Below are 12,484 nucleotides of genomic sequence, written 5' to 3'. Positions count from 1 at the left end.
TTTCAATTTTTATACTTCTTCTATTTGCTATCTCCTTCTTCTTATAGCATTCTTATTTTTAAGAATTCCATTCATTAAAACAGTACTAATTATTAACAATGCTCCATAATAAAAAGACGCACTCATTTTTTCTGACTCAGGAAATAATAACAAAGCCAAAATAATACCGTAAACAGGTTCAAGATTGTATGTAAGTACAACTGTGTATGGGCTTATTAGCTTCATCACATAAACCGAAGCAATAAAAGCATATGCGGTACAAATTGAGGCAAGTATAAAAAGATATCCAAAATCTGCAGTACTTAGTTCAAAAAATTCAATTGAAAAACCATCTTCAAATAAAATTATAAATAATGAAATAAATACAACACCGCTTATAAACTCATAAAATGAAATTATTGTAGCTGAATGTTTTTTTAAGAATATACCATTTAAAACAGCAAATAATGATGAGAAAAACGCCGATGAAATTCCTAAAATAATACCAATTAGATATTTTAATTCTCCCTTAGTAATAATGAAAACACCAATTATTACTAGCAAACCAAATATAATTTCATAATCTATAACCTTTCTCTTAAAAACTATAGGTTCTATAATTGAAGCAAAAAAAGCTCCAGTAGAAAACATGGCTAATGCTATTGAAATATTTGCAGCATCAATGGCAGCAAAAAAAGTAATCCAATGCAATGCTATTATAATTCCTGCAAAGGATAATCTAATAAGGGATTTAAAATTGATTTTAAGCTTAACGTCTCTTATTAAAATGTAAATAAACATTAAAACTGCAGCAATTGACATTCGAAACCAAACTAAAGGAACAGCTTTAATTGATATTACTTCTCCCAAAATAGCTGTAAAACCAGCTATAAATACTAAAAAATGAAGGTGGAGGTAATTCTTTATCCTAGCGTTTGGCATTGTATAAAAGATATACAGCTAAAATACCAAAAATGAAATTGGGAAACCACACAGCTATTATAGGAGGAAAATCTGATTGTTGTGCCATAACTCCAAAAATCTTATCAAAGAATATAAAAATCATGGCAATACAAATTCCTAAAGCTAAGTTTACACCCATACCTCCTCTTCTTTTTACAGACGAAACTGCTACTGCAATTATGGTAAGTATAAATATAGATGCAGGTAAACTCCATTTTCGGTAAAGCACCAACTTATAACGCCCTATGTTTGAGGATCCTCTTGCTTCTTCCTTGGCTATAAAGTTTGTGAGTTCTCCATAAGATAAGGTTTCAGCAATATAGATTACTGGTGTTAAATCTTCTGCATCAAATGAAAACAATGTATCTTTTCTTCTTTCAATATCCAAAGTATCTACTAATGAACCAATATTTCGTTTTACATAATCTATCAATCTGTAGGTTGTATCTTTTTCTATGTAACGAATACTTTTGGCATTTATTTTAGTGACTAATTTATTACCCTCAAAGTGCTCGAAGGTAAAATTTTGTCCTAGTTTATTCTTTGAATCATAACTACTTACATAAATAAAGTCATTATCATTTATTTGCCTGTATACATTTCTATTTTCAACTGCACTTTTACCTCTTTTAAAATATTTGTAATCAAACTCGTTAAACCCTTTGCTTGCAGATGGGGCTAGAAACATTCCTAGAATTAAGGCAAAAATTGCAACAATAGTTGCACCATATATATAAGGTCTCAAAAATCTAAAGTAAGATACGCCTGAACTTAAAAAAGCAACAATCTCTGTATTATTAGCTAATTTAGAGGTAAACCAAATTACTGATAAGAATAAAAAAAGCGGAAATAATAAGTTTGCAAAATATACTGTGAAGTCTAGATAAAAAAGAGCAACCTCGTTAAATGGCACATTATTATCTAAAATTTTACCAATTTTTTCAGCAAGATTTACTGTAATTCCAATAGGAATAAATAACAGCAACATCATTAAAAATGTAAACAGATAACGTTTTAATATGTACCAATCTAATATCTTCACTTAACAATTTTCACCATTACAACCTATTATCCATTTGTTTTACCATCATATTTTTCCAGGTTGTAAAATCTCCTGCTAATATATGTTTTCTAGCTTCGCGAACCAACCATAAATAAAAACCTAAATTATGAATGGTAGCTATTTGTTTGCCTAATAATTCGTTTACTGTAAACAAATGTCTTAAATAAGCTTTACTATATTCAGTATCAACAAACGTAATTGCCATATCATCAATAGGCGAAAAATCTTCTGCCCATTTTAAATTTTTAATATTAATAGTGCCGTGAGCTGTAAACAACATTCCGTTTCTTGCATTTCGGGTTGGCATTACACAATCAAACATATCAATACCTAACGCAATATTTTCTAAAATATTGATTGGTGTGCCTACTCCCATTAAATATCTTGGTTTGTCTTCTGGTAAAACTTCTGTTACAACTTCAGTCATAGCATACATTTCTTCAGCAGGCTCTCCAACAGATAATCCACCTATGGCATTACCAACAGCACCAGCATTTGCTATATATTCCGCAGACTGTATCCTTAAATCTTTATAAGTCCCTCCTTGAACAATTGGAAAAAAAGCTTGGCTATAATCATACTTTAAAGGTGTTTTTTCTAAATGGTTAATGCATCTATCCAACCACCGATGCGTCATGTGCATAGAGCGTTTTACGTAATTATAATCACATGGATAAGGCGTACATTCATCAAAAGCCATAATGATATCTGCACCAATACTTCTTTGAATTTCCATCACATTTTCTGGAGTAAATGTATGGTAACTACCATCAATATGTGACTTGAACTTTACCCCTTCTTCCTTAATTTTTCTATTTGCAGATAAAGAGTAGACTTGATATCCACCTGAATCGGTTAAAATATTTCTATCCCAATTCATAAATTTATGGAGTCCACCTACTTTTTCTATAATATCCGTTTGTGGGCGCAAATACAAATGATAGGTATTTCCTAAAATAATATCTGGATTGATATCGTTTTTAAGTTCGCGCTGATGAACACCTTTTACAGAAGCCACAGTTCCTACAGGCATAAATATTGGGGTTTCAATCACACCATGATCGGTAGTAATTATACCTGCTCGTGCTTTACTTTGGGTGTCTTTTTGTTTTAATTCGAATTTCATATAACTCTTAATCCAGAGCGCAAACCTACATATTTTAAACCAAAAAAAGAAACTAATTATATCTACCTAAAACTTTAAGTAAATTTATTTAAAATAGGAAATTAATACTTTGTAAAACTATCTTAATACACTACTTTTGTCGCGCAAAAAATAATCATTTAACATGCCAAACACACAAAACTTAGAAGCTATCTGTACGCAAGTTCGACGAGATATCTTAAGACAAGTACATAAAGTAAACTCTGGTCACCCAGGGGGGTCTTTAGGATGTACGGAATTTTTCGTTGCACTCTATAACGAAATTATGGATAAAAAAAACACATTCGATATGGATGGAATTGGTGAAGATTTATTCTTCTTATCAAACGGTCACATTTCTCCTGTGTTTTATAGTGTTTTGGCAAGAGCTGGTTATTTTCCAGTTGAAGAATTAAATACATTTAGATTAATAGATTCCAGATTACAAGGACACCCAACTACTCATGAAGGTTTACCGGGTATAAGAATTGCTTCTGGTTCTCTTGGTCAAGGTATGTCTGTGGCAATCGGAGCTGCACAAGCCAAAAAACTAAATAATGATGCTAAGATTGTGTATTCTTTACATGGTGATGGGGAGTTACAAGAAGGCCAAAACTGGGAAGCTATTATGTATGCCTCAGCTAAAAAAGTAGATAACTTAATTTCTACCATAGATTTAAACGGACAACAAATTGATGGTTCAACTGATGATGTTTTACCTATGGGAAGCATTAAAGGAAAATTTGAAGCTTTTGGATGGACGGTTTTAGAAATTGAAGAAGGTAATAATATTGAAGCTGTTTTATCAGGAATGGCAAAAGCTAAAGCTGAAACTGGAAAAGGAAAACCTGTTTGTGTATTACTTAAAACCATAATGGGTAATGGTGTAGATTTTATGATGCACACCCATGCGTGGCATGGAAAAGCGCCAAACGATGAGCAATTAGCAGAGGGATTAAAACAAAACCCTGAGACTTTAGGAGATTATTAACCACTTTACATTACAAAAATGAAAACATATACATACACAGAAAAAAAGATACAAGAAGTGGTTTTGGTGCTGGTTTAGCTGAACTAGGTAGAACCAATCCTAACGTGGTAGCGCTTTGTGCAGATCTTATTGGGTCATTAAAAATGAACGAATTTATAAAGGAAAACCCTGAGCGTTTCTTTCAAATAGGGATTGCCGAAGCTAATATGATGGGTATTGCTGCTGGTTTAACTATTGGTGGTAAAATTCCATTTACAGGTACTTTTGCAAACTTTTCTACAGGTAGAGTTTATGATCAAATTCGTCAGTCTATTGCGTATTCTGGAAAGAACGTCAAAATATGTGCTTCTCATGCTGGTTTAACTTTAGGTGAAGATGGTGCAACTCACCAAATTCTTGAAGATATTGGCTTAATGAAAATGTTACCAGGAATGACGGTTATTAATCCATGTGATTTTAACCAGACTAAAGCTGCAACTATTGCTATTGCTGAGCATGATGGCCCTGTTTATTTACGTTTTGGTAGGCCATCTGTTCCAATTTTTACTCCAGATAATCAAAAATTTCAAATAGGAAAAGCCATTCAATTAACAGAAGGTACTGATGTTACTATTGTTGCAACAGGACATTTAGTTTGGGAAGCCTTAGAGGCATCTAAAGCTTTAAATCAAGCTGGGATTTCTGCTGAAGTCATAAATATTCATACTATCAAACCTTTAGATGATGCTGCAATTTTAGCATCTGTTGCTAAAACTGGTTGTATTGTTACTGCTGAAGAACATAATATTCTAGGTGGTCTTGGAGAAAGTGTTGCTCGTGTATTAGCAACTAATAATCCAACGCCTCAAGAGTTTGTAGGTACAAACGATACTTTTGGAGAATCTGGTACTCCAGCTCAATTAATGGACAAATACGGATTAAATAGTGCTGCTATTGTTGAAAAAGCAAAAGCTGTTATTAAAAGAAAATAGTTTTTTAAAACACCAAATATTAAAAGGTTCTTCCAAAAATTGGGAGAACCTTTTTTGTTCTTAATATTTATTAATTTAAAATATTTTTGGTTTGGCAACGTTTTTGATACTAGACTTGAAATCAAATCTTAAAACGAATATTATGAAAAAATTAATTTTATTTACAGCTTTATCAATTGTATTTTCAACATTAGGGTTTTCCCAAACAGCCCAAGGTTTTGGTCTTAAAGGAGGATTAAATTACAATGCTAATGGCGATTATTTTGAATCTATTAGTGATAATGCCCAAAATCCAGATAGGAATATTGGTTATCATGTTGGGATTTTTGGGAAAATTGGAAAAAAGGTTTATTTAAGACCTGAATTGGTTTACACTAAAACTAAAAGTGATTATAGAGACGATACCTTTGAGTTAAGTAAACTTGATGCACCTGTTTTAGTTGGTGTTAAAGTTTTAGGTCCATTAAGCGTTTTTGGTGGTCCTTCATTTCAATACATTTTAGATTCTGAATTTGAAGGCATTAATATAGGTAATGTTGAAGATGATTTTTCAGTTGGGTTAAATTTCGGAATTGGTCTTAATTTCAAAAAATTAGGTATTGATTTAAGATACGAAAGAGGTTTTAATAATAATGAAGCCAAATTTATTAATACCAATGTTGGAGGTGTTGAAAGTAGATTAGATACAAGGCCAGACCAATTGATATTGAGTTTATCTTTATTACTATAATATCAAATTATATCTAAATCATAAAAAAACTCACCTAATAGGTGAGTTTTTTTATGATTTACTTTGATTCTGTTGCTTCAGGATCTAAATACCTTGGTTTACCGTTTGGGCTAATATCATTTGTTGGATCTCCATCATTATCTAAATCTTCATCAATTGTCAAAACACCATCACCATCGTCATCGGTATCTATGTAATCAGGGGTACCGTCATTATCAGTATCATCATCATCTTCTTTTTCACTATCATCAGGATCAATAGAAAATTCTCCATCACCATCAATATCTTCTTTCCAAGTTGGCACACCATCATTATCATGATCGTTAACAAAACTTTGTAACAATTCAAACTTAAAAATTAAAGGTGCATAAGCAGGAATATCTGAAGATGGTGAGTTTGAAAAATATGCCAACCCTGAAGGTAAAAACATAACTCCTGTTCCATGATTTGTATAATCTATTGTACCATCTCCGCCATCTGTAAACGATGCAGCTACATTAAATTCAGGAAATACTTTTCTCCATCCTGCAATTGTACCAAAAGTTGTTATTCTGTCTCCTATTAAATTAAAATCAACGGGAGTCACAGCACTATCAAAAACAGAATTATCTAATAATGTCCCCTCGTAAATAACTCTAACTTTATCAGAAAAATTTGGTGAAGTAGCTCCTCCTCCAGAATTTAATCTTAAAATATAAATTTTGTATTCAGTATCAGCAAAATTAATAGTTTTAGTCTCTACTACATCCATTAACCTAACATTACCATCAGGAGAATCACTAATCACTAAATCTTTAATTTTTGGAGTTTCTACACCTTCAAAATCACTAGCATTATAATAATGACTTGTCAAATACTCAACAATCGAGTCATTATCAGCCATCTGCTGTTCTCCTCTATCTCTAATTACTATTTCAGGGATTTCAGTAGTATCATCATCTTTTTTACATGATGAAAAAGCGACCATTAAACACAATATTAAAAAACTAATTTTTCTTAAACTCATTATTGCTTATTTTTGACGCGCAAGATACAATTTTAATATAGTTTTGCACCAAAACATTAACGTAGTTTTATAACAATTGTTATGCGAATTGACAAATTTTTATGGTGTCTGAGATACTATAAAACAAGAACTTTAGCCACTACTGCCTGTAAAAAAGGACAAATAAAAGTGAATGAAGATGTTGTAAAACCTAGTCGTGAAGTTTATCCAATGGATAAAATTGTTTTGCGTAAAAATCAAATTAACTATCAACTTACTGTTAATGATATTCCGCCTAATAGAGTTTCGGCAAAACTTGTAGATATTTATAGAGTAGACACTACACCTAAGGAACAGTTTGAAGCGCAAGAACTTTTAAAATACTCTAAAGATTATTATAGAAAAAAAGGAACTGGAAGACCTACAAAAAAAGATAGACGAGATATTAACGATTTTACAGATGAAAATGAGTAATTTTATAAAATAATTTATAATTCGTACATGGATTTAAATAACAACGTAATTCTTAATAACAAAGAAATTCAGCATAAAATAAGACGTATAGCGTTTCAAATTTATGAGAGTAATGTAGATGAAACCGAAGTTATAATTGCTGGAATTGATAGTAATGGTTATGTGTTGGCAAAAAAATTAAAAACACTTCTTGAAAAAATTTCAGATATTAAACCTACACTATGCAAGGTTACTATTGACAAGAAAAAACCTTGGGAAACAATATCAACTTCCTTAAAATCAGATGAATACAAAAACAAATCTATTGTGTTAGTTGATGATGTTTTAAATTCCGGAACTACATTAATTTATGGTGTAAAACATTTTTTAAATGTACCTCTAAAGCAATTTAAAACAGCTGTTTTGGTTAATAGAAATCATAAAAAATATCCTGTAAAAGCTGATTTTAAAGGGATTTCATTATCGACTTCTTTTACACGAACATGTTCAAGTAGTTTTAACCGGCAAAGTTCAAGAAGTTGTTTTAGAATAATTCTAGAATAATATCTTCAACAACGTCTTCTTTAGTTTTATTATCAATAGACACATTAATTTCTGCTTGATTATAAAACTGTACACGCTCAAATAAGTGCTTCCCAATAAACTCAGTCATTTCTTCTTTAGTTTCAATGTGAGCAATTAAAGGTCGTTTTGCTTTTTTACGCATTAATTTGTCTACTAAAGTTGTTAAAGATGCCTTTAAATAAATACTCTTTGCGTTTTCATTATTTAAAATAACTTCCATATTTCTGCTATAGCAGGGTGTTCCACCCCCAACGGCTAGAATAGTATTATTTTCAGACTTTAATAATGTTTTTAAATGAAGTGCTTCTTGCTTTCTAAAATAAATTTCTCCTTTTTCTTTGAATACTTCAGTAACTGTCATGTTTTCTTTTTCTTCAATAACATCATCTAAATCTAGAAAATTATAATTTAATTTTCCTGCCAATTTCTTTCCAATAGACGTCTTTCCAGAAGCCATATATCCAATTAAAACAATTATCATTTTCTCGCTATAAATTGATTATTAAAAACATACGTATTTGAACCGCAAAAAAACAAAAATTTCTTCAAAAAAAGTATTGTTTTATTAATTAAACATTTTATATTTGCACCCGCTAACAGCAATATGTTGGTTTGGAATAATGACCTGGTAGCTCAGTTGGTAGAGCATCTCCCTTTTAAGGAGAGGGTCCTGGGTTCGAGCCCCAGCCCGGTCACTAATCGGAATATCATCCGAAATCAAAACCTTGTTAATCTTATGATTAACAAGGTTTTATAGTTTTTAGTCAATCATTTAATTTGATGTTATTTAGTTTTAAAAGTTCACAAACCGTCAACATATTTTAAAATTGTCAACATAACTGTCAACATATGGATAGATTGAACAGAACTAAACTTAATTTTATATAGTTGATTTGACTTTCGTCTCAAATATTGTTTAACAATTTAAAGACGACAACTATGCGTACTTCTTCAACATTTTCTATCCTTTTTGGATATATGCCGCACGTGCAAAAAACAATCAAACTGACATTTACGTTCGAATAACTGTAAATGGAAAACGAGTTAACATCAGTTTAAAGAAAAAATTGATGTAGATTCTTGGGATGTGAAGTCTCAAAAAGTTAAAGGTAATGGTAAAACGGCTAGAGAAATCAACCATTATCTTAATGAAATAAGCTCCACTCTTTTTCAATGCTATCGAGATTTAAAATTAGAAAATAGAGTATTATCTCCAAAACTAATCAAAGCAAGATTTTTGGGTGAAGACAAAATAATTCGTTCTCTTCAAGACATTATTGATTATCATAATGAAACAATGGCCAGTAAGTTATGCTCCAAAACTATTTGCCACTATAGAACAAGCCAAAAATATGTGCTTGAATATCTTGAAAAAAAATACAAAGCACTTGATATTTATCTTCAAGAGTTAGATTACGCTTTTGTTCTCGGTTTTGAAAACTTCCTGCGTTCTTATCAACCAAGACATTATCAAGGTAAAATTGGAAATAACGCAGTTATGAAGCATATCCAAAGACTTCGAAAAATGATAACACTAGCCTATCATATGGAATGGATTGAACGAGATCCATTTGTGAAGTTTAAACCAATTTTAGAAAAGCGAGAACGAGAGTTTCTTACTGATATAGAGCTTAAGAATATAGAAAACTTATTGCCGAGCATTGAAAGGCTTTCAGTAGTTAAAGATTTATTTATTTTTAGTTGTTATACAGGAATATCATATGGAGACATTATGAACCTTTCAAATAAAAGCATAATTCAAGGTATTGATGGTAATAGTTGGATTATGGCTAAAAGAAATAAAACCAAAGTACCTTTCAAAATACCGTTATTACCAGCAACAGAATTATTAATTAAAAAGTATAAAAACCACCCAAGAACACAATTTTCGGGAAACTTAATGCCTTGTATATCTAATCAACGATTAAATAGTTATTTAAAAGAAATAGCTGATTTGTGTAATATAAGAAAGAATCTAACATTCCATATGGCACGCCATACATTTGCCACTACTGTTACTCTAAGTAATGGAGTTCCCATTGAAACTGTATCAAAATTATTAGGTCATACCAAAATTGCTACTACGCAAATTTATGCAAGAGTTATAGAACGAAAAGTGAGTGATGATATGGAAAAATTAAGAAATCAATTAACTTCTTAGGTTAATTATTTTTGCATTAAAAAAACATCAAACTTTACGGTTTGATGTTTTTAATTTAAGATTTTAATAATTGGTTTCTAAAATCAAACTTCTATTTCCTTTCAATTCTTTCAGTTCTAACATCAATTTTTCATTCTGTCCAAGAACAAACTTCGGCAACACATAAACGAATCGCTTTTTCTCCCTGTCTTAATACAATCAGGCTTCTTATATTTAAAAAGAATATCTTGCTCTAATCTCTGGAAAGAAGCTTTTCTCTTTCTATTTCCGCTTGCTCGATATATTTTTAGGTAATCAATCTCAAAATCAATGTCTGAGTTATTCTTAATTTCAAGAGCCATATAAACTTCTGAAGCATGGTAAAACATTTTTTGTAATTGCAGTTTGATACCACTTTTGCGTTTGGTTGCAATTGGTTGATATTTTGATTTTAATAGATATTCACTAAACTTCTGAAAGTATCTAACTCTACTTTTATCTGTATTCTTTACCTTAAGAATTGGTTTTTGCAATATTTTTTTAGACTGCTCCCTTCCAATACTTTCTCTTTCACCGATAAAATAATTAAGCTTGGGCAACGGATTCTTATACTTTAAAATATAGGAATAAACCTGACCACTTTTAGTTACAGCTAACAGATTGCTTTCCGTTCCTGGAGTTGCCTGTAATAATCCAAAGTACTGTTCCTTTTCTCTGTTGTAAGTGAACACAAAATTATTTGCCCCTGTAACTCCTTGACAAATGACTTCAGGAAAAAATAACGCTACATTTTTGCTTTCGTTGGCATAAATAGTATCTAACTGTTTTTGCGCTGTTATATAGTTTGAGAAAATCATAACTGTTATGATGATATACGCTTTCATTTTCATGTGTTTTTAGATTATTGCCGATTATCGAGTTTTAATATAAGTTTGTAATTATCTGTGATTGTTACCTTAACGTTTCGGTTATTACGTTGGAATATCTTTTTTACACCATTAACTTGAGGTACTCCAGCTATATTAATATCATCTACAACATCTCCTATTACTTCTCGACTTGCTTCAGCTCGAAAACTATTCTCTATATAAATGCCTTCACTCCCATCTTGAAAATCAAAGGCTTTTAGTTTAACTGGTTGATGATTAATATTTTCAATTTTTATAAGAGTTCTATTGGGTTTAAAACTGATAAAACCATAAACAGGCGTGTTTTTAGGTAAAATATAATTGTCAATTTTCGCTGATTTAATCAACCGCATCTGTAAACGATAATTAGCGAGTACAGTTTGTACCCCATCTACTCTAGCGTAGATTAAGCTATCCGTATTTTTAGAATTTAATTCGTTATTTTCTAATGGATTTGAAGCAAAAAATAATTGATGCTCCAAAGCCAATTCCTTGGGTTCAATTTGATTTTCTTTTATACTTTTTTCAGGTATTGAATCCCTTTTGACTGTTTTAGGTTGAATTTTTATATCTGAGGACCTAAAGCTTCTATCTGAATAACTAATTCTTCCTTCATTATAAATGCTATCCACTATACGCATCTTTTCCTTATCCAATAAATCAGGATCATAAATTCCAGTAGAATCCAATAGACGTTCGTCATAAATACTAGGTGCATTGGTTTCTCGAATTTCTTTCAAATCATCCAATGCCTCTAATTTAGAGTTGTATTCCTTTTGACCTTTCTCTAATTCTGGAAGGGGGATTTGATTGTTTTCAATAGTTGGTTCTTCATCATCTCCAAGCACCAATACGGTATATGCTCCTATAAAAAGGATGACACAAACCAGTACTGAAGCGAAAACAATTTTATTTTTTTCTATCTTCATTTTGTTTTGTTTTTAAATGCCCTTTATTGGCTTTCATTTTCTATACGTTTTAATTTATTTTCAAAAAAATTGGTAATCAAAAGCCCATGGGTATTATTTGGAAAGTTTCTATCCACATGAATTAAGTTTCCGGTTGTTACTAATTCATAAGTATCGATTATCGAACCTCGATTAATTTCAAAAACTGTTGTCGTTTCAAAACCATAAGGTTCATTCTGGATATTAATTTTAGATTCAATACTTATTACTTTCTGAACCAATGAATATTGCAGTAAACGATTATAAACACCGTCTGCTTTTTTCTGTCTATACAAAGCATCTACCGAACTATTGCCCAACCATAGTGCTTTTTTCAAATTCTTTTCATAATTACTTGCGTCAATATTGTAGAAGTATGAATGGAAAAGTTCTAAATGCGCCAAAGTTTCTACTTCTAAGTTTTCTTGTTGCGAAACTAATTTCAAAGGAATGACGTTTCCATCGGTATTAACGACAAAAGCACTATTGACTGTTTCCTTATGAAGCTTAACTACCAAGGCTACTGAAACAATACAAGTAAGTACTGCTCCTATTATTACTGCTAATACGATGAAACGGTTTAGCTTCAATACGTTGTAAATATTTTTATAAGGTGTTTTCATTT

Annotated in this window: 12 protein-coding genes, 1 tRNA gene and 3 pseudogenes; 8 read left to right on the top strand and 8 right to left on the bottom strand. The window is 31.0% G+C overall.

Annotated elements, in window-relative coordinates:
• Positions 1-27: 27 nt before the first annotated feature.
• The 3 genes from AC0L5U_RS01505 to tgt are packed head-to-tail and all read right to left on the bottom strand — an operon-like array spanning position 28 to position 3,131.
• Complete coding sequence (locus AC0L5U_RS01505) at positions 28-921, bottom strand: DMT family transporter (protein ID WP_473414331.1); 894 nt, start codon at positions 919-921, stop codon at positions 28-30.
• A complete protein-coding gene (locus tag AC0L5U_RS01500; protein ID WP_473414329.1) occupies positions 908-1,984 on the bottom strand; it encodes an LptF/LptG family permease in 1,077 nt (358 codons plus the stop codon). Before AC0L5U_RS01500 ends, AC0L5U_RS01505 begins: the two co-directional genes overlap by 14 nt.
• 16 nt (positions 1,985-2,000) lie before the next feature.
• Positions 2,001-3,131 (bottom strand): tRNA guanosine(34) transglycosylase Tgt, encoded by a 1,131-nt coding sequence (tgt, locus tag AC0L5U_RS01495; RefSeq protein ID WP_473414328.1) that lies wholly within the window; start codon positions 3,129-3,131, stop codon positions 2,001-2,003.
• Between the two features lie 163 nt (positions 3,132-3,294).
• Here tgt and AC0L5U_RS01490 point away from each other — a divergent pair, with 163 nt between their 5' ends.
• The 3 genes and pseudogenes from AC0L5U_RS01490 (at position 3,295) to AC0L5U_RS01480 (ending at position 5,841) form a co-directional block, all read left to right on the top strand.
• Positions 3,295-4,140, top strand: a complete 846-nt coding sequence (locus AC0L5U_RS01490) for a transketolase (RefSeq protein ID WP_473414326.1) — start codon at positions 3,295-3,297, stop codon at positions 4,138-4,140.
• Between the two features lie 18 nt (positions 4,141-4,158).
• Positions 4,159-5,111: pseudogene (locus AC0L5U_RS01485) on the top strand (transketolase family protein).
• Positions 5,112-5,253: 142 nt separating this feature from the next.
• Positions 5,254-5,841: an outer membrane beta-barrel protein gene (locus AC0L5U_RS01480; protein ID WP_473414325.1), complete on the top strand. Its 588-nt coding sequence runs from the start codon at positions 5,254-5,256 to the stop codon at positions 5,839-5,841.
• Positions 5,842-5,899: 58 nt separating this feature from the next.
• On the opposite strand, the gene AC0L5U_RS01475 is transcribed toward AC0L5U_RS01480, so the two are convergent.
• Positions 5,900-6,847: an FKBP-type peptidyl-prolyl cis-trans isomerase gene (locus tag AC0L5U_RS01475; RefSeq protein WP_473414324.1), complete on the bottom strand. Its 948-nt coding sequence runs from the start codon at positions 6,845-6,847 to the stop codon at positions 5,900-5,902.
• A gap of 81 nt (positions 6,848-6,928) precedes the next feature.
• Here AC0L5U_RS01475 and AC0L5U_RS01470 point away from each other — a divergent pair, with 81 nt between their 5' ends.
• Together AC0L5U_RS01470 and AC0L5U_RS01465 are read left to right on the top strand one after the other, a co-directional pair.
• The gene (locus AC0L5U_RS01470; RefSeq protein ID WP_473414323.1) at positions 6,929-7,300 is read left to right on the top strand and encodes an RNA-binding S4 domain-containing protein; all 372 of its coding nucleotides are present in this window, start codon (positions 6,929-6,931) and stop codon (positions 7,298-7,300) included.
• Positions 7,301-7,327: 27 nt separating this feature from the next.
• Positions 7,328-7,843 carry a phosphoribosyltransferase domain-containing protein gene (locus AC0L5U_RS01465; RefSeq protein ID WP_473414322.1) on the top strand — a complete coding sequence of 172 codons (516 nt, stop codon included), beginning with the start codon at positions 7,328-7,330 and terminating at the stop codon, positions 7,841-7,843.
• Here AC0L5U_RS01465 and AC0L5U_RS01460 read toward each other — a convergent pair.
• A complete protein-coding gene (locus tag AC0L5U_RS01460; RefSeq protein ID WP_473414320.1) occupies positions 7,824-8,345 on the bottom strand; it encodes a shikimate kinase in 522 nt (173 codons plus the stop codon). The genes AC0L5U_RS01465 and AC0L5U_RS01460 overlap by 20 nt on opposite strands.
• A 141-nt stretch (positions 8,346-8,486) precedes the next feature.
• Here AC0L5U_RS01460 and AC0L5U_RS01455 point away from each other — a divergent pair.
• From AC0L5U_RS01455 to AC0L5U_RS01445, 3 genes and pseudogenes are all read left to right on the top strand, one after another.
• Positions 8,487-8,559: transfer RNA gene (locus AC0L5U_RS01455), tRNA-Lys, on the top strand.
• Positions 8,560-8,820: 261 nt separating this feature from the next.
• Positions 8,821-9,032 (top strand): annotated as a pseudogene (locus tag AC0L5U_RS01450) (Arm DNA-binding domain-containing protein); the annotation flags it as partial.
• Between the two features lie 129 nt (positions 9,033-9,161).
• A complete protein-coding gene (locus AC0L5U_RS01445; RefSeq protein ID WP_473416138.1) occupies positions 9,162-10,025 on the top strand; it encodes a site-specific integrase in 864 nt (287 codons plus the stop codon).
• A 63-nt stretch (positions 10,026-10,088) separates the two neighbouring features.
• On the opposite strand, the pseudogene AC0L5U_RS01440 reads toward AC0L5U_RS01445, so the two are convergent.
• The 3 genes and pseudogenes from AC0L5U_RS01440 to AC0L5U_RS01430 form a co-directional block, all read right to left on the bottom strand.
• Positions 10,089-10,888, bottom strand: a pseudogene (locus tag AC0L5U_RS01440) (DUF4138 domain-containing protein).
• Positions 10,889-10,905: 17 nt separating this feature from the next.
• The gene (gene traM / locus AC0L5U_RS01435) at positions 10,906-11,841 is read right to left on the bottom strand and encodes a conjugative transposon protein TraM (protein WP_473414318.1); all 936 of its coding nucleotides are present in this window, start codon (positions 11,839-11,841) and stop codon (positions 10,906-10,908) included.
• A gap of 23 nt (positions 11,842-11,864) precedes the next feature.
• Complete coding sequence (locus tag AC0L5U_RS01430; RefSeq protein ID WP_473414316.1) at positions 11,865-12,482, bottom strand: conjugal transfer protein TraK; 618 nt, start codon at positions 12,480-12,482, stop codon at positions 11,865-11,867.
• Positions 12,483-12,484: the final 2 nt, after the last annotated feature.

The organism is Jejuia sp. G7-7, from assembly GCF_055808955.1.
Note: the sequence above shows the minus strand (reverse complement) of the source record. Positions and strands in the feature narration are given on the sequence as shown.